The sequence below is a fragment of the Acidovorax sp. FG27 genome (assembly GCF_040365715.1).
In the GTDB taxonomy this organism is placed as follows: Bacteria; Pseudomonadota; Gammaproteobacteria; order Burkholderiales; family Burkholderiaceae_C; genus Paracidovorax.
Genome location: NZ_BAABVY010000007.1, coordinates 133,517 through 158,722, shown reverse-complemented (window position 1 = coordinate 158,722; position 25,206 = coordinate 133,517). Strand labels below are relative to the sequence as shown.

General features: G+C 70.5%; 21 protein-coding genes. 5 read left to right on the top strand and 16 right to left on the bottom strand.

Translation table 11 applies throughout. The features are described 5' to 3' along the window. Nucleotides 1–11 precede the first annotated feature (11 nt). From ABWV53_RS05090 to ABWV53_RS05055, 8 genes are all read right to left on the bottom strand, one after another. Nucleotides 12–680 (bottom strand): glycine zipper family protein, encoded by a 669-nt coding sequence (locus tag ABWV53_RS05090; RefSeq protein WP_353363588.1) that lies wholly within the window; start codon nt 678–680, stop codon nt 12–14. Nucleotides 681–795: 115 nt separating this feature from the next. Next, a complete protein-coding gene (locus tag ABWV53_RS05085; protein ID WP_353363586.1) occupies nt 796–2,112 on the bottom strand; it encodes an MFS transporter in 1,317 nt (438 codons plus the stop codon). Between the two features lie 16 nt (nt 2,113–2,128). Next, a complete protein-coding gene (locus ABWV53_RS05080; RefSeq protein ID WP_353363584.1) occupies nt 2,129–2,695 on the bottom strand; it encodes a hypothetical protein in 567 nt (188 codons plus the stop codon). Between the two features lie 67 nt (nt 2,696–2,762). Continuing rightward, nucleotides 2,763–3,470 carry a hypothetical protein gene (locus tag ABWV53_RS05075; protein ID WP_353363582.1) on the bottom strand — a complete coding sequence of 236 codons (708 nt, stop codon included), beginning with the start codon at nt 3,468–3,470 and terminating at the stop codon, nt 2,763–2,765. Between the two features lie 230 nt (nt 3,471–3,700). Beyond that, nucleotides 3,701–5,083 carry a sigma-54-dependent transcriptional regulator gene (locus ABWV53_RS05070; protein WP_353363580.1) on the bottom strand — a complete coding sequence of 461 codons (1,383 nt, stop codon included), beginning with the start codon at nt 5,081–5,083 and terminating at the stop codon, nt 3,701–3,703. Continuing rightward, complete coding sequence (locus tag ABWV53_RS05065) at nt 5,068–6,537, bottom strand: sensor histidine kinase (RefSeq protein WP_353363578.1); 1,470 nt, start codon at nt 6,535–6,537, stop codon at nt 5,068–5,070. The genes ABWV53_RS05070 and ABWV53_RS05065 overlap by 16 nt, the downstream gene beginning before the upstream one ends. 133 nt (nt 6,538–6,670) lie before the next feature. Beyond that, the gene (locus ABWV53_RS05060; RefSeq protein ID WP_353363576.1) at nt 6,671–7,735 is read right to left on the bottom strand and encodes a homocysteine S-methyltransferase family protein; all 1,065 of its coding nucleotides are present in this window, start codon (nt 7,733–7,735) and stop codon (nt 6,671–6,673) included. 26 nt (nt 7,736–7,761) lie between these two features. Then, the gene (locus ABWV53_RS05055; RefSeq protein WP_353363574.1) at nt 7,762–8,721 is read right to left on the bottom strand and encodes a LysR family transcriptional regulator; all 960 of its coding nucleotides are present in this window, start codon (nt 8,719–8,721) and stop codon (nt 7,762–7,764) included. 114 nt (nt 8,722–8,835) lie between these two features. Here ABWV53_RS05055 and gbd point away from each other — a divergent pair, with 114 nt between their 5' ends. The 4 genes from gbd to dld all read left to right on the top strand — a co-directional run bounded on the left by gbd (nt 8,836) and on the right by dld (nt 14,711). After that, the gene (gene gbd, locus ABWV53_RS05050; RefSeq protein WP_353363572.1) at nt 8,836–9,972 is read left to right on the top strand and encodes a 4-hydroxybutyrate dehydrogenase; all 1,137 of its coding nucleotides are present in this window, start codon (nt 8,836–8,838) and stop codon (nt 9,970–9,972) included. A gap of 115 nt (nt 9,973–10,087) precedes the next feature. Beyond that, nucleotides 10,088–11,131 (top strand): tripartite tricarboxylate transporter substrate binding protein, encoded by a 1,044-nt coding sequence (locus ABWV53_RS05045; RefSeq protein ID WP_353363570.1) that lies wholly within the window; start codon nt 10,088–10,090, stop codon nt 11,129–11,131. A 227-nt stretch (nt 11,132–11,358) separates the two neighbouring features. Continuing rightward, a complete protein-coding gene (locus tag ABWV53_RS05040) occupies nt 11,359–12,957 on the top strand; it encodes an aldehyde dehydrogenase (NADP(+)) (RefSeq protein ID WP_353363568.1) in 1,599 nt (532 codons plus the stop codon). Between the two features lie 5 nt (nt 12,958–12,962). Further along, nucleotides 12,963–14,711 carry a D-lactate dehydrogenase gene (gene dld / locus ABWV53_RS05035; RefSeq protein WP_353363566.1) on the top strand — a complete coding sequence of 583 codons (1,749 nt, stop codon included), beginning with the start codon at nt 12,963–12,965 and terminating at the stop codon, nt 14,709–14,711. Nucleotides 14,712–14,901: 190 nt separating this feature from the next. On the opposite strand, the gene ABWV53_RS05030 is transcribed toward dld, so the two are convergent. The 8 genes from ABWV53_RS05030 to ABWV53_RS04995 form a co-directional block, all read right to left on the bottom strand. After that, a complete protein-coding gene (locus ABWV53_RS05030) occupies nt 14,902–16,182 on the bottom strand; it encodes a TRAP transporter large permease (RefSeq protein ID WP_353363564.1) in 1,281 nt (426 codons plus the stop codon). A gap of 6 nt (nt 16,183–16,188) precedes the next feature. Further along, entirely contained in the window at nt 16,189–16,782 is a 594-nt protein-coding gene (locus ABWV53_RS05025; RefSeq protein ID WP_353363562.1) for a TRAP transporter small permease, read from the bottom strand. A 130-nt stretch (nt 16,783–16,912) separates the two neighbouring features. Next, entirely contained in the window at nt 16,913–17,929 is a 1,017-nt protein-coding gene (locus tag ABWV53_RS05020) for a TRAP transporter substrate-binding protein (protein ID WP_353363560.1), read from the bottom strand. A 250-nt stretch (nt 17,930–18,179) separates the two neighbouring features. Continuing rightward, nucleotides 18,180–19,088, bottom strand: a complete 909-nt coding sequence (locus tag ABWV53_RS05015; RefSeq protein WP_353363558.1) for a LysR family transcriptional regulator — start codon at nt 19,086–19,088, stop codon at nt 18,180–18,182. A gap of 73 nt (nt 19,089–19,161) precedes the next feature. Further along, on the bottom strand, nt 19,162–20,325 hold the full coding sequence (locus ABWV53_RS05010) for an acyl-CoA dehydrogenase family protein (RefSeq protein ID WP_353363556.1): 1,164 nt from the start codon (nt 20,323–20,325) through the stop codon (nt 19,162–19,164). Then, nucleotides 20,325–20,729 (bottom strand): cupin domain-containing protein, encoded by a 405-nt coding sequence (locus tag ABWV53_RS05005; protein ID WP_353363554.1) that lies wholly within the window; start codon nt 20,727–20,729, stop codon nt 20,325–20,327. Before ABWV53_RS05005 ends, ABWV53_RS05010 begins: the two co-directional genes overlap by 1 nt. Beyond that, the gene (locus ABWV53_RS05000) at nt 20,726–21,979 is read right to left on the bottom strand and encodes a CaiB/BaiF CoA transferase family protein (RefSeq protein WP_353363552.1); all 1,254 of its coding nucleotides are present in this window, start codon (nt 21,977–21,979) and stop codon (nt 20,726–20,728) included. The genes ABWV53_RS05005 and ABWV53_RS05000 overlap by 4 nt, the downstream gene beginning before the upstream one ends. Before the next feature lie 75 nt (nt 21,980–22,054). Next, a complete protein-coding gene (locus tag ABWV53_RS04995; RefSeq protein WP_353363550.1) occupies nt 22,055–23,026 on the bottom strand; it encodes a Bug family tripartite tricarboxylate transporter substrate binding protein in 972 nt (323 codons plus the stop codon). A 300-nt stretch (nt 23,027–23,326) separates the two neighbouring features. Between ABWV53_RS04995 and recQ the strand changes: the two genes are divergently transcribed. After that, nucleotides 23,327–25,189, top strand: a complete 1,863-nt coding sequence (recQ, locus tag ABWV53_RS04990; protein WP_353363548.1) for a DNA helicase RecQ — start codon at nt 23,327–23,329, stop codon at nt 25,187–25,189. Nucleotides 25,190–25,206 lie beyond the last annotated feature (17 nt).

Sequence of the window (25,206 nt, the reverse complement as noted above, 5' to 3'; positions counted from 1 at the left end):
CCGCCCATTCCTCAGCGCAGCACCCGGCAGTTGCCGAATTCACACCGCACCGCCAGCGCATCGCCGTTGGCACAGGGCACGCTGTAGGTTTCGAAGCCCGGGCCCTTGGCAGCCAGGGTGGCCAGGGGCTGGGCGCTGCACGACTGCTCGCGTGCCAGGCGCTCGGCGTTGAAGGTGTCCACGCCCGTGGCGCGTGGCGGGGCGAATGGTCGCGGCGGGGGCAGCGGCGCGGGCGGCTGCAGCGCCAGCGCCTGCGCGCCCTGGCCATGGCCGCGCTCGGCCATGCAGGCCACGATCCAGCGGCGGCGGCGTTCCTCGGATCGCAGCGCCTGCTGCCCGCCCCCGAGCAAGGCCCCGCCGATGGCCCAGTCCTGCACCGCATCGCTGCTGCGGCCCAGGCCCCACACCAGCGCGGCGGCCACCAGCGCGCCTTCGACCATGCCGTCCAGCGTGTCCTGCACCACGCCGGCCTGGCTGGCGGCGCTCCGGCAGGCCTCCAGGTCGGCAGGGTAGCGCGCCCGCGATGCATCGCCCTGCGCGATGGGGCTGGGGCTGGGACTGGGGCTGGTGGCCTGCGGTGGGTCGGTGGGGGCGGGGCCGGAGGCGGCGCAGCCGCAAAGCCAGAGCGCAACGGCGGCGGCAGCGGTGGCGGACGGGAAGTGGGTGGATAGGTCGGGCATGGGCGGCTCCTCCGCCCGCATGGTGCCTGCTTGTGCGCCGTGGCGCCAGCCGCCGGGGTCAGGCGGCGTGAATGAATCCGGCGCGCCCGGGCATGACGGGTTCTTTAGAACCTTCTCAGGCCAGGGCGGCGGGCGCGGTCTGGCCGGCCGGGGTGCCGTGGGGCTGGCCGGCGGACCGCTGCGCCAGCCAGAAGACGGGCAGCGCCAGCAGGGCGCAGCCGGCCAGCACGCCGAAGGCCAGGCCGAAGTGGCCGCCGGAGCCCACCACCGTGTTGGCGACGGCCGGGCTCAGGGCCGCGCCCATGCCTTGCAGGGTCATGACCAGGCCCAGGGCGGTGTTGTAGCGGCCGCTGCCGCGCACGTAGCGCTCGACCATCAGTGGCGTGACCACGCCCATGGCGCCGGCGGCGATGCCGTCCAGCACCTGCACCGGAATGTTGGCCCACGAGTCAGGAATCGCCCAGGCGATCAGGCCGCGCACCGGCAGCGCCAGGATGGCGATGTAGACGAAGACCTGCAGGTCCCACCTGCGGCTGCGCGACACCCAGAGCGCCACCGGCACCATGGTGAGTTGCGCGACGACGATGGCGATGCCCGTCCACAGCAGCGGCGACGAGTCGGGCACGGTGGCCGCCAGGCGCTGGTTCAAAAGCGGCAGCATGGCGGCGTTGCCCAGGTGGAAGAGGGCGCAGGTCAGCCCGAAGCACCAGAGCGCGCGGTGGCCGAGGAAGGCGCGCAGCCCTTCGGGCGCCACGGAGCGCGGATCGTTGGAGGCGGCCGAACCCGACTCGGCCCCGCCCCCGCGCGCGGCCACGTGGTCGATGTCCCCCGGCCGGATGCGCAGCAGGCAGGCCCATGCCCCCAGGGCCATGGCGGTCATGACGACCAGCATCCAGGGGGCGCCCAGCCAGTGCGCGAACGCCGCCGCGCCCAGCGCGGAGACGATGTTGCCGGCGTGGCTGAAGGCCTCGTTGCGACCCGTCTGGTGGCGCAGGCCGCCGCTGCGGGCCAGGCCCAGGGTCAGCGCGGCCAGCGCCGCCGCCAGCACCGCCCCGGCGATGCCGGTCAGCACCTGCGACAGGATCAGCACCCCCGGCGAGCGGGTGGAAAACGCCAGCCCGCTGGCGCCCAGCACCACCAGCGCCGCCACCGCCACCAGCGCCCGCTTGGCGCGCGAACGGTCGGCGAAAGCGCCGGCGATGGGCGTGGCCGCCATCGCGGCCAGCCCGCCCGCTGACAGCACCAGCCCGATCATCGTCTGGTCGATGCGCTGGGTCTGCAGGTGCGTGGCCAGGAACGGCCCCAGGCCGTCGCGCACGTCCGCCATGAAGAACGCCATCCAGGCGAGGGCGGTCAGCGAGGCTCCGGCGGCCGGAAGGGTCGCATCGCTGGAGGTGCCGGAAGCGGGGCGGGCAGCGGTGGTGGTGGCCATGGCGACTCCTGTGGAACTATCGTGCCGGCTTGCTGCTCAGCGGCTGGCCGTTGACGGTGCGCGCTTCGATCACATGGCCCGTCGCGCCGCCCTGCAGGGGGCGCGCCGGCCCGCTGGCAGACACGCGAGCGCCCAGTTCCAGGCCGGCGCCCAGTTGCGCAAAGCCGTCGGGGCGGGTGTGGATGAAGTCGCCCGTGTCCAGCACCACGCCATTGGGCTCGCCGTGGCGGGCGTGGTGGATGCGGGCCACCGTTCCCTGCACTTCGCGCTCCGCTGCATCGGGCGTGAACGCGGTGCCGTCGATGGAGACGAGCCGCTCGAAGGCGAAGACCTCGTGGGGCGCCTCGCCCTTCGGTGGCGGGGGCACCAGGGTGCCCTCGGCCACCACCGCCTGGCCGGCGGCGAGCGCCTGGAAGGCCCGGGTGCCGCAGTCGTGGGCGTGCTTGTCGAAGACGAACTGCACGGGAATGCCTTCGACGTCGATCATCGCGCCCTCGACTTCGCCGCGGGGGCTGTGTAGCAGGTGCTGGAAGCGGCCTTCGAGGGACCAGACTTCGGGTGTTTTTTCCTGGGGTTGGCTCATGGTGGTTCGTGTGAAATGGGGTGCTAGAAGAGGTGGTGCCGTGGCAGTCGTGCGTTGCGCCAGCCGCTCAGGGACGGCGCGGTGGCGCGCCGGCTGGGCCTGCTGCGGGGCCGCCCAGCATGTCCTGCAGGCTGTTCGGATTGGCGCCCAGCTGCGCGGCCTCGATGCCGGTGCCCAGCGCGTTGCGCGTGCCCCAGCCGCGTACCGAGACGGCGGCGCCCGGCTTGAGCAAGGGCATCACGGCGCTGCCCATGTGCGGCGGAAAGCGCACCACGGTGCCGTCTTCCAGCAGCAGCCCATGCGCGTCGCCCCGGCTGTTGAACAGCACGTGGGCCACGCGGCCGTCGGCCTGCAGCGCGGTCAGGGCCTCGCGCGCGGCGGGCAGGGGGCGCTGGCCGGGAGCGGGCGGCGTGTCCTGCACCACGCGGCCTTGCGACTGCAGGGTGGTGGCGCGCAGCACACCGATGTCCTTGCGGTTCCAGCCGGTGGCCTGGACGCTGTCGCCCGGCCGCAGCCACGACGTGAGCGTGGCCGACAGATGGGGCGGGAAGGCGATCTGCGTGCCGTCCTGCAACAGCAGGCCGTCGGCCTCGCCGTTGGGGTTGACCAGCCAGCGCTGCACGGTGCCGCTCACGGTGGCCTGGTCCATCGGCGCGGGCTGCACGACCACGGCGGGCGCGGGCGGCATGGTGGGTTGGGCCTGGGCTGCTGCGCTGGCCAGCAAGGCGGCGCCGAGCGCTGCGGCACGAGCCTGGGGGTGAAGAGTCTTCTTCATGGTGATCATCCGTCAAAGGGTTGTGACGCAGAAGACATCTCAAGTCCCATGCCAGGTTTGAATCCCTTATGAATCAAGCACTTGCGCAATCCAGTGCGCTGGCGTTGCGAATGAAACGGCGACAGTCTGTCTGGTTTCCGGACGCCTTCGGCGGTGACCGCGAAAGCGACGCATGGCGCAGCGGGAAGGGGGTTTGCCAGCATGCCCACTCCTTCTTTTTCTCTTTCTTCTCAGCCCAGCCCGTATTGCGTCAACTTGCTGTAGAGCAGCTGCCGATGAATACCGAGCTGCCGCGCGGCCAGCGAGCGGTTGCCCCCGGCTTGCTTCAGCGCGTGCTCCAGCATCAGCCGCTCCAGTCGCGCGACGGCCTCGGGCAGGGACCCGTCCAGCCAGCCCGCGGGCAGGGCGCCGGTCCCGCCGTCTGCCGGGTCGGCGAACGCGGGGGCGTGCCGCAGGTCCAGATCGGCGGCGGCCACCACCGGCCCTCGCTGCAGGGCATGGCAGCGCTCCATGGCGTTGCGCAGCTCGCGCACGTTGCCGGGCCAGGTGTGGTCCAGCAGCGCGCGGGCCGCGTCGGCCGACAGGCGCTTGGGCGGCTGGGGCGCGGCGGCGCGGCGCAGGAAGTGCTCTGCCAGCGGCACGATGTCGGCCAGCCGTTCGCGCAGCGGCGGCAGCACGATGTGCAGCACGTCCAGCCGAAACCGCAGGTCCTCGCGGAAGCGCCCGTCGCGCACGGCGGCGGCCAGGTCGCGGTGGGTGGCCGCCAGCACGCGCACCCGCACCTTCACCGGACGGTGGCTGCCCAGCGGGGTGACCTCGCCTTCCTGCAGCGCCCGCAGCAGCTTGGCCTGCACGTCCAGCGCCATGTCGCCGATCTCGTCGAGCAGCAGCACGCCGCCGTCCGCCGCCCGGAAGCACCCTGGCCGGTCGGCCGCCGCTCCGGTGAATGCGCCCTTCACGTGGCCGAACAGTTCGCTCTCCAGCAGTTCCTTCGGAATGGCGGCGCAGTTCAGCGCCACGAAGGGCCCGCCGGCGCGCGGGGAATGGCGGTGCAGTGCGCGGGCCACCAGCTCCTTGCCGGTGCCGGTCTCGCCTTCGATCAGCACGGGCGCATCGCTGGCGGCGGCCAGGCCGATGCGCTTGTGCACCTCGCGCATCGCCTCGCTGATGCCCACCAGCTCGCCGTCATCGGCCGCGTCGGCCGCAGCAGCCGCTGCGGGGGCGGGCGCGGCGAACCCCTGGGCCTCCGCATGCGAGCGCAGCGCACGCTCCAGCACCTGCACCACCGTCGCCCGGCTCACCGGCTTGGTCAGGTGGTCGAAGGCGCCCAGGCGCATGGCTTCGATGGTGCCCGAGCCGCTGGCATAGGCCGTCAGCACCAGCACCGGCGGCAGCCGGGCCACGCGGGCGGCCAGCGCCTCCAGCGTCTGCAGCCCGTCCATGCCGGGCATGCGGTGATCCAGAAAGATGGCGCCGTAGCGTTGGCTTTCCACCCGGCGCAGCGCCTCGGCGCCGCTGCTGGCGGCGTGCACCTCGTGGCCTAGGCTCTGCAGGGTTTCGACCAGCGAATCGCGGAAGGCCGCGTCGTCGTCGACGACTAAGAGGCACGCCATGGCAGCTCCAGGATGAAACGGGCACCGCCGCCGCTGCCGTCGGCATGGCGGGGTGCGTAGTGCAGATCGCCGCCATGGGCCAGCGCCACCTCGCGCGCCAGCGCCAGGCCCAGGCCGTTGCCGTCGGCGCGGCCGGTGGCGAAGGGCTCGAACAGTTGCGGGCGCAGCGCCTCTGGCACGCCGGGGCCGTCGTCCTCCACCGCCAGCGTGCAGCGGCGGCGGGCGGCATCCACGGTGGCCGACAGCACGACCTCGCCCCCGTCCGCCGCATGGCGCACGGCGTTGTCCAGCAGGCTGTCGATTGCGCGGGCCGCATGCAGGGGGTCGAAGACGGCCTCGGCCGATACGTCGCCCCGCAGCGCCAGCCGCACGCCGCGCGCCCCGGCGGCGGGGCGTGCCGCTTCCAGCCGCTCGCGCAGCCAGTCGCCCAGCGGCACGCCACGGGGCTGCAGGTTCAGCGGCTGCACCAGCGCCAGCAGGCTCTGCACCAGCCCTTCCAGCCGGTCGATCTGCGTGACGATGGCGCCCAGGGCATCGGCATGGCGGGTGGGCGGCGCCGCCAGCGCGTTCTCGGCCTTCAGCCGCATGGCGGCGATGGGGTTGCGGATCTCGTGCGCGACCGAGGCCGTCATGCGGCCCAGCGAGGTCAGGCGCAGGTCGCGGTGGCGCTGCGCCGTGGCTTCCTTCAGGCGGGCGCGGGCATCCTGCAGGCGCGCGCCGAAGCCGTTGAAGCCGTCGACGATGCGGTCCAGCTCGCGGATGCCGGTGCGCTCAAGCCGAGGCACGGTGTCTTCCTGGGCGTCGGCGAAGGCGCTCTCCAGCCGGCGCACCTGCCGCAGGCCGCGCAGCAGCATCCAGCCCAGCCAGCCGCCCGAGGCCACCACCAGCAGCGCCAGCACCGCGATGCCGACGCGCAGGCTCTTTTGCGCGGCGATGGCGCCGGAATGGGCACGGGTCATGGTCCACACGGCGGCGCCGGGGTGCGCGGCGAGCGGGCAGGCGGCGACGATCAGCACCTCGCGGCTGCCGCGCACCAGGTTCACGGCGGGGCGGCCGGCGCCCGCGGACTCGCGCGCCGTCTGCACGATCAGCGGCTCTTCGGCCGCCGGCACGTCCACCTTGGCGCTGCTGCCTTCATACGTGGGGTAGGCATAGGCCAGCATGCCGCTGCCGGCGCGCCACACGCCGCCTTCCACCTGAGGCACTTCCAGCAGCACCACGTGCAACAGCACGCGCAGCAGATCGGCCTGCGGCGCATCGGCCACCGCGGCCGGCACCGACTTGGCATAGCGCGTGGCGATGTCCTCGCAGGCCCGCGTGGCGTGGGACTGGCTGGCCGCCACCTGCGCGCCCGAGCCGGTCTGGTAGAGCACCACGATGACGGCGGCGACCAGGGCGCACGCGGCCAGCAGAAAGCCCCAGAACAGGATCAGTTGAACGCGCAAGGATCGCACGGGAGGCCGCCGAAGTGAAAGACGGCGGATCGTAATCCCGCCGGCTTCGGCGGGCGGTAGGAGCGGCGCCGTTCGGGGCCGGCGCCTTTGTCCGACGCTGCGGCCGCGGGGCGCGCAGCCGCCGGCAGCCGAGTCAGGCCGCTTCGGGGTAGAACAGCCGGCGCGTGGGCACGGGCGCCACGGCCTGGCCGATGGCGGCGATGTGGTCCGGCGTGGTGCCGCAGCAGCCGCCCACGATGTTCACCAGGCCCTCGGCGGCGAACTCGTGCACCAGCCGGCTGGTCACTTCGGGCGTCTCGTCGAAGCCGGTGTCGCTCATCGGGTTGGGCAGGCCGGCGTTGGGGTAGCAGCTGATGAAGGTGTCTTGCGCCACCCGGTTCAGCTCCTGGATGTAGGGGCGCATCAGCGTGGCGCCCAGCGCGCAATTGAGGCCGATGGCCAGCGGCTGCGAGTGCCGCACGCTGTGCCAGAAGGCCGTCACGGTTTGGCCCGACAGGATGCGGCCCGAGGCGTCGGTGACGGTGCCGCTGATGATGAGCGGCAAGCGCTCGCCGCTTTTCTCGAAGAATTCGTCGATGGCGAAGAGCGCGGCCTTGGCGTTCAGCGTGTCGAAGATGGTCTCAACCAGCAGCACGTCTGCGCCGCCTTCGACCAGCGCCTCGGTCTGCTCGTAGTAGGCCGCGCGCAGCTGCTCGAAATCGACGTTGCGCGCGCCGGGGTCGTTCACGTCGGGGCTGATGCTGGCCGTCTTGGGCGTGGGGCCCAGGGCACCGGCCACGAAGCGGGGCTTGTCCGGCGTGGAGTATTTGTCGCAGGCGGCGCGGGCCAGCTTGGCCGAGGCGAGGTTCATCTCGCGCGCCAGGTCGGCCATGTGGTAGTCCTCCTGCGCGATGGTGGTCGCGCCGAAGGTGTTGGTCTCGATCAGGTCGGCACCGGCCGCCAGGTAGCGTTCGTGGATGTCGCGGATCACGTCCGGCCGGGTGAGCGAGAGCAGTTCGTTGTTGCCCTTCACGTCGCGCGGAAAGTCCTTGAACCGCTCGCCCGCGCCGTCCGGGCCGCTGTAGCCCTCGCCCCGGTACTGGGCCTCGCCCAGCTTGAAGCGCTGGATCATGGTGCCCATGGCGCCGTCGAGGATGGCGATGCGTTCGGCCAGGATGTCGGGGAGCTGTTGGGCGCGGGTGTAGGTGATCGGGTGCATGGGCGAATTGTAAGAACGGCTGCCGCTCATGCGGGCGCAGGGGCCTCTTCGGCGGGCGGCCGCAATCTCAGCAGCGCATCGATCAGCAGCTCCAGCGCCGGATGGCGGTGCGCATTGCGCCGCGCGATGATCTCGTAGGGCTCGCTGCGCGACTTCAGTTGCAGCGGCAGCCGGGCGACCAGCCCGTGCTCGCACACGTAGTCGGCCACGTCGTCCGATACCAGGGCCACCAGGTTGGCGTTGTGGCTCAGCAGCGACAGCGTGGCCAGCGCGGAGGTGGTCTCGATCAGGTGCGTCGGGAAGAACAGGTTCTCTTCGAAGAATTCGCGTTCCAGCGTACGGCGCATCGGCATGTGCGCCCGGTACACCACCCAGCGGCTGGCCGACAGGTCCTGCAGCGTGATCGCCGGCAGGCCCGCCGCCGGATGCGCCCGGTGCGCGACCACGGCCAGGGATTCGTCCTTGACGACCACGGTGTCGTACAGGTGCGGCTTGGGGCTGACCGATAAGCGGCAGATCGCCGCGTCCAGCCGACCCTGGTCGATGAGCGCGAGCAGGCTGGCGCTGGTGTCCTCGACGATTTCGACCGAGATGTCCGGCTGCTGGTCCATCAGCCGCGTCAGCGCCCGGGTGAGCAGCGGCACGGCGCCCATGATGGTGCCCACCGCGATGCGGCCGCCCGCACCGCTGGCGATGGCGCTCAGCTCCTGCTGCAGGTGGCTGATGTCGGACTGGATCAGCCGCGCGAACCGCACGGCGCAGGTGCCGGCCTCGGTGGGCACCAACCCCCGGTTGGTGCGCATGAAAAGGGGCGCATTCAGGGTGGATTCCAGCTCCTTGAGCGCCTTGCTGGCGCCGGGCTGCGTCAGCCCCACCCGGTCCGCCGCCGCCAGCAGCGAGCCGTGTTCGGCCACCGCGATCAGCAGGCGCAGCTGCCGGGCATGCAGGCGCGACATCACGGAGTTGAGGTTGTAGGGGCTTTGCATTGCCTTGGAGTTATAGCTGTATCGATAACGGTTAGTTTATTCGGCGATCGGTCTCTCATAGACTTCTTTCGCCAACCGGTGAATATGAGAAATCTTGATATCAGGAGATGAGCGATGGCGACGATCAACTATGTGACGGAAATCCGCTTCGGCCCGGGCAGCGCGGCCGAACTGGCCTCGGTATGCCAGACACTGGGCTTCAAGAAGCCCCTCTTCATCACCGACAAGGGCGTGGTCGCGGCCGGGCTGATCGAGCGCATCCTCGCCGCGAACGACCTGCCGCATTTCCACGTGTTCGACGGCACGCCCTCGAACCCGACCGAGGCCGCGGCGCGTGAAGGCGTGGCGAGCTTCCACGAGGCGGGCTGCGACGGCATCGTCGCCGTGGGCGGCGGCTCGTCCATCGACTTGGCCAAGGCGGTGGCGGTGTCGGCGTGCCACCCGGGGCCGCTGCGCCAGTTCGCGCTGATCGAAGGGGGTCTGGCCCGCATCACCGCGGCCACGGTGCCGGTGGTGGCCATTCCCACCACCGCGGGCACGGGCAGCGAGGTCGGGCGCGGCGCCATCATCATCCTGGACGACGGCCGCAAGGTGGGCATCATCTCGCCCCACGTCATCCCCAAGGTCGCGCTCTGCGACCCGGCCCTGACCGTGGGCCTGCCGCCGGGCCTGACGGCCGCCACCGGCATGGACGCGGTGGCGCACTGCATCGAGACCTTCCTCGCGCCCAGCTTCAACCCGCCGGCAGAAGGCATCGCCCTGGACGGCCTGCGCCGCGCCTGGAAGAACATCGAAACCGCCTTCCACGAGCCCAGCGACATCGAGGCCCGCAGCAACATGATGAGCGCATCGCTGCAGGGTGCGCTGGCCTTCCAGAAGGGCCTTGGCTGCGTGCACAGCCTGAGCCATTCGCTGGGCGGCATCAACCCGCGCCTGCACCACGGCACGCTCAACGCCGTGCTGCTGCCTGCGGTGATCCGCTTCAACCGCGAATCCGACACCGTGGCGCGCGACGAGAAGATCGATCGCCTGGCGCAGGCCATGGGCCTGCCGGCGCACATGGCGGTGGAGGACGCGATCCAGGACATGTCCCGCAAGCTCCAGCTGCCCGCCGGCCTGGGCGAGATGGGCGTCACGGCCGACCTGATGCCCCGCATCGTCACCGGCGCGCTGGCCGACCACAGCCACAAGACGAATCCGCGCGAAGCCAGCGCAGACGATTACGCGCGCCTGGTCGAAGCGGCGATGTAGGCCGCAGCGCCCGGCCGTGCTTCGAAGAGGCCTTCGAAGCGCCGCGCCTCTCGGTCATCCGTCAGCGGGCGCTGGCGAAACCTTCCGCAAGACATCTCCAATTTCCAGACAGGCCATGGTGAACCTGACCAGTGGGTTTCGCCACGCCGCTCATAGATCGAATGACATGCAGCCCATCCCCGCACCTCTGACCCGTCGCCGCGCCTTTGCCTACATTGGCGCTTACGCGAGCATGCTCTCCATCGGCTCGTCTGCGCGCGCTTCCGATCGGGACTACCCCGACCGGAGTGTCGAACTCATCGTGCCCTACGCTGCGGGCGGTGGCACAGACGCCGTGGCTCGATCCTTCGCCGACGTATCGCGCAAGTATTTCCGCCAGAGCATCATTGCGGTGAACAAGCCAGGGGCGAGCACGTCCATCGGCACGATGGAAGTCATCAACGCGCGGCCCGATGGCTACAAGATCGCGCTGGTGACAGTCGAGCTGACCTTCCTGAACAGTCTGGGGATCGCCCGGTTCACGCATGACCGCCTGGTGCCGATCGCACGGCTGAACTACGACCCCTCCGCCATTACCGTCCGCGCAGATTCGCCATGGAAGACCATCGAGGAATTTCTCGCTGCCGCGAAGAAATCGCCCGGGGAAATGCGTGTTGGAAACGCCGGCCCGGGCTCGATCTGGAATCTCACGGCCTCTGCACTCGAGGACAAGGCACAGGTACGCTTCAATCAAGTGCCTTACCAGGGAGCAGCCCCTGCCGTCCTGGCGCTCATGGGCGGGCATATCGACGCAGTGGCGGTCAGTCCGGCCGAAGTGGGAACCTACGTGGCAGCGGGCAAGCTGCGGTTGCTCGCCGTCATGGCGGAAAAACGCATTCCCGAGTTCGCCGAGGTGCCGACATTCCGGGAGCGGGGCGTCGATCTGGTGCTGGGCGTTTGGCGGGGCCTGGCCGCGCCCAAGGACACCCCTCCCGAAGTCCTGCAGACGCTGCGGGACATGGCGGCGAAGACCGCGCAGGATCCCGCCTTCCTGGCAACGCTTCAGAAGCTCAATCTGGGCTATGCATATGCCGATGACCGCGTCTTCGGGGCACAGTGGAGCAGCGACAGCACCTACTTCAAGAGCCTCATCGCAAAGCTGAACATGAAGCTCGGTTGACATGCGGAACGTACCGTAAGACCCGTTGCCGCACAGACGATGCCGCCTGGCACGGCCCGAGGGCCCGGGCGGCACGTCGATCCGCGCGAGGCAAGCCCTATCGATGACGCGCAGCCGCCCGAAGCGGACATGTGGCGCTGCCCACGCGCTCGCCACCGGGCGGCCGGCGATGCACGCCGGCCTGCCCAGTGCCTTTTCCGTTGTCCTTGTTCCACCACGAACCCGCCATGACCTTGATCACCCCTCTCACAGGCCAGATGCTGATCGGCGCCGATGCGGTCGCCGGCACCGACGGAGGCCAGCGCGCCTTCAACCCCGCCACGAACGCCGAGATCGCCGAGCCGCATTTCGGCTTCGGCACCCCCGCCGACGTGGACCGCGCCGCCCGCCTGGCCGCGGCGGCCTTCGACGAATACCGCGCCCTGCCGCTCGCGCGCCGCGCCGCCTTCCTGGAGGCCATCGCCGACCAGATCATGGCGCTGGGCGATGCGCTGCTGGAGCGCGCCCATGCCGAAACCGGCCTGCCGCTGGCCCGCCTGACGGGCGAGCGCGGCCGCACCGTGGGCCAGCTGCGCCTGTTCGCCAGCGTGGTGCGCGACGGCCACTTCCTGCACGCCACCATCGACCCGGCCCAGCCGCAGCGCCAGCCCCTGCCGCGCGCCGACCTGCGGCTGGCCAAGGTGCCGCTCGGCCCCGTGGCGGTGTTCGGCGCCAGCAACTTTCCGCTCGCCTTCTCGGTGGCCGGCGGTGACACCGCCTCGGCCCTCGCCGCCGGCGCGCCGGTGGTGGTGAAGGCACACGGCGCTCACCTGGGCACTTCCGAACTCGTGGGCCGCGCCATCCAGCAGGCGGTGCGCGAGCAGGGCCTGCCCGAAGGCGTGTTCTCGCTCTTGATCGGCGCGGGCCGCAGCATCGGCGAGGCCCTGGTCGCCCACCCCGCCATCCAGGCCGTGGGCTTCACCGGATCGCGCCAGGGCGGCCTGGCACTGGTGGCCATTGCCAACCGCCGGCCCGAGCCGATTCCCGTCTATGCCGAGATGAGCGCCATCAACCCCGTCTTCCTGCTGCCCGCCGCCCTGGCGCAGCGGGCCGAGGCCATGGCCCAGGGCTTCGCCGAATCGCTCGCCACGGGCGCGGGCCAGTTCTGCACCAACCCCGGCCTGGTGCTGGGCATCGACGGCCCCGACCTGGACCGCTTCGTGCAGGCCGCGGGCGAGGCGCTGGCGCGCAAGGGCGCGCAGACCATGCTCACGGCCGGCATCCACGGCGCCTATCGCAGCGGCGTGGAGGCCATGGCCGCCACGCCGGGCGTGCAGCGCGTCGCCGAGGGCCAGGCCGCGGGCAACCTGCACAACGCCGCGCAGGCCGCGCTTTTCACCACCGACGCACGGACCTGGATGGAGCAGCATGCGCTGTCGTGCGAAGTCTTCGGCCCCGCGTCGCTGGTGGTGCGCGCGAAGGACATGGACGAGCTGATCGCCCTGGCCGAGCGGCTGGAAGGCCAGCTCACCGCCACCCTGCACCTGGAGGCGGCGGACCATCCGCTCGCCCGCCGGCTGCTGCCGGTGCTGGAGCGCAAGGCCGGGCGGCTGCTGGCCAATGGCTTCCCGACCGGCGTGGAGGTCTGCCATGCCATGGTGCACGGCGGCCCGTTCCCGTCCACATCGAACGCGATGTTCACCTCGGTGGGCGCCTCCGCCATCGACCGATTCCTGCGGCCCGTGTGCTACCAGGACCTGCCCGACGCCCTGCTGCCTGAGGCCTTGCAGCAGGCCAACCCGCTGGGCCTCTGGCGGCTGACGGACGGCCAGCCCGGGCGCGCGTGACGGGCATGCCTCCGGCCGCGGCCCTCGCGCCTTCCGACCTGCTGGCCCGGCTCAAGGGAATCGTCGGTAGCCGCCACGTACTCACGACCGACACGGCCACGCGCCGCTACCGCAGCGGCTTTCGCTACGGCGGCGGCGACGTCCTGGCCGTGGTGCGCCCCGGCAGCCTGACGCAGCTGTGGCGCACGCTCGAGGCCTGCCATGCGGCGGGCACCGTCATCCTCTGCCAGGCGGCCAACACGGGACTCACCGGCGGCTCCACGCCGATGGAGGGCGGCTACGACCGCCCGGTGGTGCTCATCAACATGCTGCGGCTCACGCGGCTCCATCTGTTGCAGCGCGGCGAGCAGGTGCTGGCGCAGCCCGGCGTCACGCTCGAACAGCTCGAACGCACGCTCGCGCCGCTGGGCCGCGAACCGCATTCCGTCATCGGCTCGAGCTGCATCGGCGCCTCGGTGACCGGCGGTATCTGCAACAACTCCGGCGGCTCGCTCATCCGGCGCGGCCCCGCGTTCACGCAGTTCTCGCTGCATGCCCGCATCGACGAGGACGGCCAGCTGCGGCTCGTCAACCACCTGGGTATCGCGCTCGGCGACGACCCGGAGCAGATCCTCGCCAACCTGGAGGGCGGCCGCTTCGCACGCGACGATCTGCCGGCGGAGCCCGGACGCATGGCCTCAGACCGCGAATACGCGCAGCACGTGCGCGACATCGGCTCCAGCGAGCCGGCCCGTTACAACGCGGACCCGCGCCGCCTCTACGAAGCCTCCGGTTCCGCCGGCAAGATCGCCGTCTTCGCGCTGCGGCTGGACACCTTCGCGGCGGACACCGACACCCGCGTGTTCTACATCGGCACCAACCAGCCGCCAGACCTCGCGGACCTGCGCCGCCACATGCTGGCCCGCTTCGCCTCCCTGCCCGTGGCGGCCGAATACATGCACCGCTCGGCCTACGACCTGAGCCGCACCTACGGCAAGGACCTGTTCGTCTACATCCGCAAGCTGGGCGCCGCCCGCGTGCCGCTGGCCTTTGCGCTCAAGAGCCGCTTCGACGCGCTGGCCGAGCGCTGCGGGCTGGGGCGGAACCTGGCCGACCGCCTGCTGCAGCGGCTCGCCAACGCGATGCCCGAGCACCTGCCAGCCCGCATGAACGACTTCCGCGACCGCTATGCCCACCACCTGCTGCTGAAAGTGAGCGATGCGGGCATCGAGGAGACGCGCACCTACCTGCAGTCGTTCCTGGCCGAGCACCCCGAGGCTGGTTGCTTCGAATGCGACGACGAGGAGGCGGGCGCCGCGTTCCTGAACCGCTTCGCCGTCGGCAACGCCACCAACCGCTACCGGGCGGTGCATGCCGACACGGTGGAAGACGTGGTGGCGCTGGACGTCGCCCTGCCGCGCAACGCGCTGGACTGGTTCGAGACCCTGCCGCCGGAGCTAGCCGCGCAGGTCGAGCAGCCCATGTACTGTGGCCACTTCTTCTGCCATGTCATGCACCAGGAATACCTGGTGAAGAAGGGCGTGGACTGCGTACAGTTCAAGGAACGCGTGCTGGCGCTGCTGGATGCGCGGGGCGCCAGGTACCCGGCCGAGCACAACGTCGGCCACCTCTACCGCGCCGGCCCGGCGCTCGAAGGCTTCTACCGCAGCCTGGACCCGACCAACACCTTCAATCCCGGCATCGGCCAGACCTCGGCTCGGCATCGCTGGCGGGCGGTGTGCTGCGACGAGCATCGCGAGCCGCTCGGTCGGTGACGCCGTGGCCTTTCGAGGGCCGGACCGTGGCGGTCCGGCTTTTTTTGCCCCGGGCAGGGCCCGCTCCAGCCTGAATGCCCGCCAGGGAAAACGGCCCGAAGTCTTTTGCGAGTCTTCAGGCCGTGAACCGGGGGCGCCATGGCGCTCCCGCCGAAAGCGGCAGGCTCGTGGGCCTGCCTGCCGTCAACGTTCACCCATGGAACCAGCGCGCCGGCCCGGTGACCAGGATGGGGAAGAAGATCATCAGGAACATGACCGCGAACTCGGCCAGCATGAAGGGCATCACACCGCGCGTCACGTCGTCCATGCGCATCTTGCCCACGCCCGCCACCACGTTGAGCACAACGCCCACCGGCGGCGTGATGAGGCCGATGGAGTTGTTGATGATGAACATCACGCCGAAATACACCGGGTCGATGCCCGCCGCGTTCACCACCGGCATCAGGATGGGCGTCAGGATCAGGATGGTGGGCGTCATGTCCATCGCCGTGCCCACCACCATCACCAGCACCATGATGGCGACCATCAGCAGGATCTTGTTGCCCATGAAGGGCTCCAGCAGGCCCACCACCTTGGAGGGCAGGTCGGCCACGGTGATGAGCCAGGCGCTCACCATGGCGGCGGCGATCAGGAACATCACGATGGCGCTGGTCTTGGCGGCCCCCACGAAGACGCGGTAGAGCTGGCGCAGGGTGAGCTCGCGGTACACGAAGGTCGCCACCACGAAGGCATACACGGCCGCCACCACGGCGGCTTCGGTCGGCGTGAACACGCCCATGCGCAGGCCGACGAGGATGATCACCGGCAGCAGCAGCGCCCAGCTGGCTTCGCGTGCGGCGGCCAGGATCTCCCGCACGGACTTGCGCGGCGGCGGCGCGATCTGTTCGCGCCGCACCAGCCAGGCCCAGGTCACCCACAGCGCGCCGCCGATCAGCAGGCCCGGCACGATGGCCGCCATGAACAGCTTGGAGATGGAAACGTTGCCCGCCACGCCGAAGATGACCAGCCCGATGCTGGGCGGGATCACCGGGCCGATGACGCCGGTGGCGGCGATCAGGCCGCCGGCCCGGGCCTTGTCGTGGCCGGCCTGCGCCATCATGGGCAACAGCAGCGCGGTGAGCGCCGCCGCGTCGGCCACGGCCGATCCGGACAGCGCCGACAGCAGGCAACCGGCCATGATGGTGACGTAGCCCAGGCCGCCGCGCACGTGGCCCACCAGCGCGAGCGCCAGGTTGACGATGCGCCGGGACAGCCCGCCCACGTTCATGATCTCGCCGGCCAGCATGAAGAAGGGCACGGCCAGCAGCGGGAAGCTGTCGGCGCCGCCGATCAGGTTCTGGATGAGGATCTGCGCGTTGAACAGGTCCAGCTGCCACATGAGGGCCACGCCGCTGGCCAGCAGCGCGAAGGAAATGGGCATGCCGATGGCCATGGCCAGCAGCAGTGCAGCGAGGAATACCGCGATGGTCATGATCGGTCAGGAGCGGGTGGAGGGTTGGGAGCTGCCGGCGGCTGCGGAGGGGCTGGAAGCGCCGTGGGGGCCGAGCGCCTCGGCCAGCGCGGCGGCTTCCTCGGATTCCTGGATGCTCACCAGTTCGTCCACCGACAGGCGCCCCGCCAGCAAGCGTGCCAAGTCGGTGAGCAGGATGAGCGCCGCGCAGACGGCGAAGACCGCGCCCGGCGCGTACACGATGGACATGGGTGCGCCGGTCACGGGCGCCTCGGTGTCCGCATTGATGCGCATCTGGTCCACACTGCCGTCGTACAGCAGCCAGAGGATGTAGAGCATGCAGAGGTAGCTGGCCGCCAGGCACAGCTTCTTGCCGGCGACCGGCAGCCGCGACACCACCATGTCCACTCCCAAGTGCGCCCGTTCTCGCAGGGCCACCACGGCGCCCAGGAAGGTGATCCAGATGAAGAGCCAGCGCGACACCTCTTCCGACACCGCGATGCCCGAGTTGAAGCCGTAGCGCAGCACCACGTTGCCGAACACCAGGATCACCATCAGCGCCAGCATGAGCGCGATCAGGAATTCGAAGATGCCGCAATAGAGATCGATGATTTTTCGCATGCGTTGGTCCTCTGCGAAGGTGGTTGGGTGTGGTTCCGGGGCCCCGGCTGCCGGTGCCCCGGGCCGACGCGCGCACGGCGCGGCCCGGGCATGCCGTCATGCACGCCCGGGCCGGCCATGGCGGCCGCCGTTACTTCTGCCTGATCTTCTGCAACTCGGCGAAGAACGGCTTGGTGATCGCCGGGTCGTAGGTAGCGGCGAATTTCTCGGTCACGGGGCGCACCACCGCCTCCATGCGCTGCAGCTCTGCGGGGCTGACGTCATTGATCTTCATGCCCTTGGCCTTTACCTCCGCAATGGCCGTCGTGGTGGCCTGGCGGCTCAGCGTGCGCTGATAGGCCTGCGCTTCCTTGAAGGCCGACTGCAGGATCTGGCGCTCGCTCTCGGAGAGCTTGTCCCAGAACGGCTTGCCGGCCAGCACGATCAGCGGGCTGTAGACGTGGTTGGTGTTGCTCGCGAACTTCTGCACCTCGTAGAACTTCGACGTGTCGATCAGCACGTAGGGGTTCTCCTGGCCGTCCACCGCGCGCGATTCGAGCGCGCCGTACAGCTCGCCGAAGGCCAGCGGCGTCGGGTTGGCGCCCAGCGCCTTGAAGGCGTCGATGAACACGGGGTTGGGGATCACGCGCAGCTTGAGCCCGGCGAAGTCTTCCGGCTTCTGGATCGGGCGTGCGCTGTTGGTGACGTTGCGAAAGCCGTTCTCCCAGTAGCCCAGGCCGATGAGGCCCTTGGGCGGCAGCCGCTCCAGCAGCGCCGCGCCAGCGGGGCCGTCGAGCAGGGCCTCGGCCTGCGCCGTCGTGGAGACGAGGAAGGGAAAGTCCAGCAGGCCGAATTCCTTGACCACCGGGGCGAGCGACGTGGTGGTGGGAATGAACAGCTCCTGCGTGCCGCCGCGCAGCGCGCCCATCTGCTGCGCCTCGTTGCCCAGCTGCGAGGCGGGGTACTCCTTGATCTTGAGCTGGCCGCCGCTTTTGGCAGCCACCAGCTCGGCGAACTTGCGCGCGGCCTGGGAGATGGGCGCGTCGGATTGCGCCTGGTGGCCGACGCGGATGGTGCGGTCGGCGTAGGCCTGGGCGGCCGCCTGCAGCGAGATGCCCGAAACGAGCAGGGCCAGCGCCAGGCGGCGCAGGGACGTGGTGGTGTTCATTGGTGTGTCTCCTTCGTTGTTCTGGCGGCATGCGGCAGCACGCCGCCGTGCCTTGCGCCGGGCCGTGGGGCCGGTATTTGCGCCAGTCAAGTCTATGGGGCGGAATTTCCGGAATGAACTGACGGGTGGGGATACAGGTATAGCTGCAAGACATAGCAGGAGCCGTCCGCGAAGCGTCCAGGCCGCCCGAGTCACCGGGGGCGGCAGCACCCCTTGCCGAGCCCGCGGGCAACGGCGTCTCGGCGTCTTGTCAATGGACTGGCGACGGCGGGTGGCTCGGGCCTGGCGCGGCCGCCGCCACGTCCAGGAAGGTCTGCAGCGCCGGGTTCCGGGCTGCCGCGTGCCACGCCAGCACGCCCACGGTGGGGTGCTCCAGATGGGCGATGGGCACGAACCGCACGCCCTGCACGGCGGCCTGCGCCATGGTGGCCGGCACCAGCGCCACGCCCATGCCCATGGCCACCAGGGCCACCACGGTGAGCCACTGGCGCGTGGCATGGCGTGTGTGCGGATGGATGCCGGCGCGGTGGAAGAGCGCGACCACGTTGTCGTGGTTGGCGGGTGCCACGTCGCGCGCGAACATCACGAAGGTCTCGTCGGCCAGGGCGCGCAGGTCCACCTGCGCGGCGCCCGCCAGCGCATGGCCCCGCGGCAGGCAGGCCACGAAATGGTCCTGCGCCAGCGGCAGGCAGCGCAGCGGCTCGGGCACCACGCTGGCGTTGATGAAACCGGCGTGCAGCTGGCGGTGCAGCAGCGCGTCGATCTGCTCGCCCGAGGACATCTCGCGCAGGTTGACCTCGATGCCCGGCGCACGCTCGCCGAAGGCGCGCACGATGGCCGGCATGTCGCGGTAGACCATCGAGCCCGTGAACCCGATGTCGAGCCGGCCGCGCAGTCCTGCCGCCACGGCGCGCGCCGTGTCGCCCGCGCGGTCCACCCGGTCCAGCACCACGCGCACCTCGACCAGGTAGGCCGCGCCCGCCGCCGTCAGCGCGACGTGCTTGCTGTTGCGCTCGAACAGCTTCACGCCGAGCTCGTCCTCCAGCGCCTTGATGCCCGAGCTGAGCGGCGGCTGGGTGATGGCCAGCCGCTCCGCCGCGCGGCCGAAGTGCAGCTCCTCGGCCAGCACGGCGAAGTAGCGCAGCAGGTGCAGTTTCATGCGAGGAATCATGCCAGCCGCTGCGGTCCCGGCGATCCGGTGCGCGGAAGCGGCGCAGCCGTTCAGTGTGATGTCAATAGGATTTGGGTAGACCGAGCACCTTTTCCGCGATGAAACACAGGATGAGCTGCGGGCTCACCGGCGCCAGGCGCGGGATCCACGACTCGCGCAGGTAGCGCTCCACGTGGTATTCCTTGGCGTAGCCCATGCCGCCGTGGGTCAGGATGGCCCGTTCGCAGGCGTGGTAGCAGGCCTCGGCCGCCAGGTACTTGGCGGCGTTGGCCTCGGCGCCGCAAGGCTGGTGCCGGTCGTAGAGCCAGGCGGCCTTCTGCACCATCAGGTGCGCGGCCTCCAGCTCCATCCACGACTGCGCCAGCGGGTGCTGTATGCCCTGGTTCTGCCCGATCGGGCGGCCGAACACCTCGCGCTCCTGCGCATAGCCGGCCGCGCGTGCCAGCGCCGCGCGGCCCAGGCCCACGGCCTCGCTGGCGATCAGGATGCGCTCGGGATTGAGTCCGTGCAGGATGTACTGGAAGCCCTTGCCTTCCTCGCCCACGCGGTCCTCCACGGGAATGCGCAGGCCGTCGATGAACACCTGGTTGGAGTCCACGCATTTGCGGCCGAGCTTCTCAATCTCGCGCACCTCGACCGTGCTGCGGTCCAGGTCGGTGTAGAAGAGGCTCAGGCCCTCGGTGCCGCGGCACTCTTCCAGCGGCGTGGTGCGCGCCAGCAGCAGGATCTTGCTGGCCACCTGCGCGGTGCTGATCCACACCTTCTGGCCGTGCACCAGGTAGTGGTCGCCCTGCCGCACGGCGCGGGTCTTGAGCTTGAGGGTGTTCAGGCCCGTGTTGGGCTCGGTCACGCCGAAGCAGGCCTTGTCGCGGCCCTGGATCAGCGGCGGCAGCCAGCGCGCCTTCTGTTCCTCGGTGCCGAAGACCACCACCGGGTGCAGCCCGAAGATGTTCATGTGCACGGCCGAGGCGCCCGACAGGCCCGCGCCCGTGGCCGAGATGGTGTGCATCATCAGCGCGGCCTCGCTGATGCCCAGGCCGGCGCCGCCGTAGGCCTCGGGCATGGCGATGCCCAGCCAGCCGGCATCGGCCAGCGCCTGGTGGAAGTCGTGCGGAAAGCCGCCGTCCCGGTCCTTCGCGAGCCAGTAGTCGGCGTCGAACGGTGCGCAGACACGCTCGATGGCACCCTGGATCTGTTCCTGTTCCGGTGAAAGGGCGAAGTCCATCACATGCCCTTCGCGGCCGGGCGGATCACCTTGTCGGGTGATTCGCCGTAGGGCGGGCTGTAGATCACCAGCAGCTTCACGGGCGTGTCGCTGGTCACGGTGAACACGTGCATGCGGTCGGCCGGAAAGAAGCACATGTCGCCCGGCACCATGTCGAAGGCCTCGCCCCCCACCTCGGCGCGGGCCGTGCCTTCCAGCAGGTAGCAGGCCTGCTCGATGCCCGGGTGCGCATGCGGCAGCGCACCGCCGCCCCGGTGCAGGGTGCCCAGCAGCACCTCCATCTGCCGCGCGCCCACGGTCTCGGGGCCGATCAGGCGCTGGTTCACGGTGTGGTGGTGGTTGGCGGGCTGGTAGCCGGGCACCTGGGCCTGGCGCACCAGGTAGCGGGAGGCGGGGTGGGTCATGCGGTTTCTCCGTCGGATGTGCGGCAGGCACCCTGCGCCAGCAGGGCGTCGATCTGGGCCGGCGTGTAGCCGGCCTGCGCCAGCAGGGCGCGTGTGTGCTGCCCCAGCCGCGGGGCCGCGGGCAGATCGTGCGCGGGTGGGGTGGCCGACCAGCGCGTGGGGTGGCCCATGGCGTGCATGGGCCCTTCGGTGGGGTGCACCGTGTCGTGCAGGAAGCCGGTGGCGCGCAACTGGGGGTTGGTCAGCAGGTCGGCCGGCGAGTTCATGGGCATGTTCGGCACGTCGGCGGCATCCAGCAGCGCCCGCCATTCGGCGGTGGGGCGACCGCGCAGGATGCGGGCCACCTCGGCATAGACGGCGTCGATGTGCGCGGCGCGCGCGCCGTGCGTCGCGAAGCGCGGGTCGCGGGCCAGCCCTTCCGTCTCGCCAATGGCGGCGAAGAAGCTGCGCCAGTGCTTGTCGTTGTAGATCAGCACGCACAGCATGCCGTCGGCCGTGGCGTAGGGCTTGCGGTGGGCGGTGAGCAGGCGGGCGTAGCCCGGCTCGCCCCGCGGCGGCTCGAAGGTAAGGCCCGCCATGTGGTCGCCCAGGACGAACTGGGCCATGGCCTCGAACATGGGCACGACGATGGCCTGGCCCTGGCCGGTCTTCTCGCGGGCATAGAGCGCTGCGGTGACGGCATACACCGCGTGCAGGCCGGTCACCCGGTCCGATAGCGTGGTGGGCGCATAGCCGGGCTCGGGCGCGCCGTATTGCTGCATCAGCCAGGGGATGCCGGTGGCGCCCTGGATCAGGTCGTCGTAGGCGGGCCGCGCGGCGTCGGGCCCGTCCTGGTCGAAGCCGCAGCAGCTCACGTGGATGATGCGCGGGCTGCGGGCCCGCACGGCGTCGTAGTCCAGGCCCAGCCGGGCCAGCGCCCGCGGCCGCACGTTGCTGACGAGCACGTCGCAGTCCTCGGCCAGCCGCAGCGCGGCCTCGCGCCCTTCGGGGTGCTTCAGGTCCAGCGCGATGCTGTGCTTGCCGGCATTCGCGTGCAGGAAGATGTGGCCCATGCCCGGGTGGCGCATGGGGCCGACGTGGCGCATGTTGTCGCCATCGGGTGCCTCCACCTTGATGACCTCGGCGCCCAGCTGCGCCAGGATCTGCGTGGCGAAGGGGCCCATGATGACCGAGGTGAGGTCGAGCACGCGCACCCCGGCCAGCGGGCCGGTGCGTGCTGCGCCAGGGGTGGGGGATGCGTCATCCGTCATGTCGTGAGTCCTGTGGTGCCACCGTGGAGCGCCTGGCGAGCGGCCCGGGCGCCAGGTTCCCTGGTGCATGCTCCTTTATTCCGGCTTGATGCCCGCCTGCCGGATGAGGGTGCCCCAGTGCGTGAGCTGCTGCGCCACGTACTGGCTGAACTCTTCCGGCGTCTTGCTGGGCCAGACCTGGAAGCCGATCTGCGCCAGCTTGTCCTGCGTGTCCTTGTCGGCCAGCACGGCCTGCAGTTCGGTGTTGATGCGGTCCACCACGGCCGGGGGCATGCCGGCGGGGCCGAAGATGCCGTTCCAGGAGGTGAGGTCGAACCCCTTGACCGTCTGCCCGATGGGGGGCACCCCCGGCAGCAGCGGCGAGGGCTGGGCCGTGGTGATGCCCAGCGTGCGCACCTTGTCGCCCGCGAGCATGCTCTTGCCCGAGCCCAGATCCACCACATAGGCCAGTACCTGGCCGCCCAGCAGGTCGGTCAAGGCCTGCGGGCTGGACTTGTAGGGCACGCCGAGCAGGTCCACCTGGGCGATGCGCTTGATGCTTTCCATGGCCACCAGGGAGGTACTGTTGGGCGTGGCGTAGCTCAGCTTGCCCGGGTGGGCGCGGGCATAGTCGATGAACTCGGCCATCGTCCTGGCCGGCACGCTGGGGTGCACGATCAGCGCGAAGGGCAGCTCTCCCGTGCGCGCAACGGGGGTGAAGTCCTTGATCGGGTCGTACTTCAGATGGGCATACAGCGCCGGGTTGGCCGAGTGCGTGGTGTTGGTCGTCATGAACAGCGTGTAGCCGTCCGGCTTGGCCTTGGCCACCAGCTGCGCGGCCACCTGGCCGTTGGCGCCGGGCTTGTTGTCCACCAGCACCGGCTGCTTCAAGCGGTCCGCCAGCTTCTGGCCCACGGTGCGGGCCACCGCATCGGTGCCGCTGCCCGCCGCGAACGGCACGACCAGGGTGATGGGGGCGTTGGGATAAGGCTGCTGCTGGGCCAGTGCCGGCAGGCTGGCCGCCAGCACGCCGCAGGCCACCAGGGTGGCGCGGAGGAATCGCTGCATGTTCGTTGTCTCCTGGTTTGTCGTGAACCGCTGGAGTCGCTGCCCCTGTGCCGGGGCTGACATCCATCTTGGAGGCAGCAGCCATAGGCGTCCAATTGAATAATCGGACCGATCCATTGCCGTTGCGAATCGTTGGCTGCCGCCGCCGGCCTGCTGTGGTGGGGGCGCGGCGCGCACAATAGCGCCCTTGCGTGCCTGCGGCCCTCCGGGCATTCGCGGGTGCCACGATTCCAAGCCAAATCCGCCCCCAGCGCTCATGCATAAAGCGCCGGTAGCTATCAAAAAGAGAGTATTCCAGCTTTGTCCCCCGCGCATTTCGTCCTGCACGACGTCTTCGGCTACGAGCATTTCCGCGGCCCGCAGGAGGCCATCGTCGAACACGTGATCACCGGCGGCGACGCGCTGGTGCTGATGCCCACGGGCGGCGGCAAGTCGCTGTGCTACCAGGTGCCGGCCATCGTGCGGCGCGATGCGGGCCGGGGCGTGGCCATCGTGGTGTCGCCGCTGATCGCGCTCATGCACGACCAGGTGGGCGCGCTGCACGAGGCGGGCGTGGACGCCGCTTACCTCAACTCCACGCTCGACTGGCTGCAGACGCAGGAGCTGGAAAAGCGCGTGGCGCGCGGCGACATCACCATGCTGTATGCAGCGCCCGAGCGGCTGACCACGCCGCGCTTCCTGGAGCTGCTCGACGGCCTGCACCAGCGCGGGCAGCTCTCGATGTTCGCCATCGACGAGGCGCACTGCGTGAGCCAGTGGGGCCACGACTTCCGCCCCGAATACCGCGCGCTGACCGTGCTGCACGAGCGCTACCCGGGCGTGCCGCGCATCGCGCTCACCGCCACGGCCGACGAACTCACGCGCGCCGACATCGTCGAGCGCCTGCAGCTGGAGGACGCGCAGCATTTCGTCAGCAGCTTCGACCGGCCCAACATCCGCTACCGCATCGAAGAGAAGAAGGAGCCGCTGGCCCAGCTGCTGCGCTTCATCGAGCGCGAGCACCCCGAGGATGCCGGCGTGGTCTATTGCCAGTCGAGAAAGCGCGTGGAGGAGATGTCCGCCGCGCTGGTCGATGCGGGTTTGAAGTCGCTGCCCTACCACGCCGGCCTGCCGCCCGAGGTGCGCCAGGAGAACCAGGACCGCTTCCTGCGCGAGGAGGGCATCGTCATGGTGGCGACCATCGCCTTCGGCATGGGCATCGACAAGCCGGACGTGCGCTTCGTTGCCCACGTGGACATGCCCAAGAACATCGAGGGCTACTACCAGGAGACCGGCCGCGCCGGCCGCGACGGCCTGCCCGCCGACGCCTGGATGGCCTACGGCCTGCAGGACGTGGTGAACCAGCGCCGCATGATCGACGAGAGCCCCGCCGGCGAGGAATTCAAGCAGGTGATGCGCGGCAAGCTCGACGCGCTGCTGGGCCTGGCCGAGGCCACCGACTGCCGGCGCGTGCGGCTGCTGGGCTACTTCGGCGAGGCCTCCACACCCTGCGGCAACTGCGACAACTGCCTGAACCCGCCGGCCGTCTGGGACGGGACGGACGCGGCGCGCAAGCTGCTGTCCACCATCTACCGCGTGCACGAAGCGAGCGGCCTTACTTTCGGCACCGGCCACATCATGGACATCGTGCGCGGCAAGGACACGGAGAAGATCCGGCAGTTCGGCCACGACAAGCTCTCCACCTTCGGCGTGGGCAAGGAATACTCCGAGCCGCAGCTGCGCGGCGTGCTGCGGCAGCTGCTGGCCACCGGCGCGGTCGGCCTGCACAAGGTGATGCTCGAAAGCGGCCACAGCTTCGACACGCTGAGCCTGACCGAAGGCTCGCGCCCCGTGCTGAAAGGCCAGGTGGCCGTGCAGCTGCGCGAATCCACCGCCAGCACGCCGGCCAGGCGCACCCGCCGCAGCACCGCGCCGCCGGCGGCCGCCGCCAACCTGGGGCCGGACGGCCAGGCGCGCTTCATCAACCTCAAGGCCTGGCGCGCCGAGGTGGCGCGCGAGCACAACCTGCCGGCCTACGTGATCTTCCACGACGCCACGCTGGCGGCCATCGCCGAGCGCGACCCCGGCTCGCTGGACGACCTGCAGGGCATCACCGGCATGGGGGCCAAGAAGCTGGAGGCCTACGGCGCCGACGTGGTGCGCGTCTGCCGCGCCAGCGCCTAAGAGCCGGCGCCTGAGCG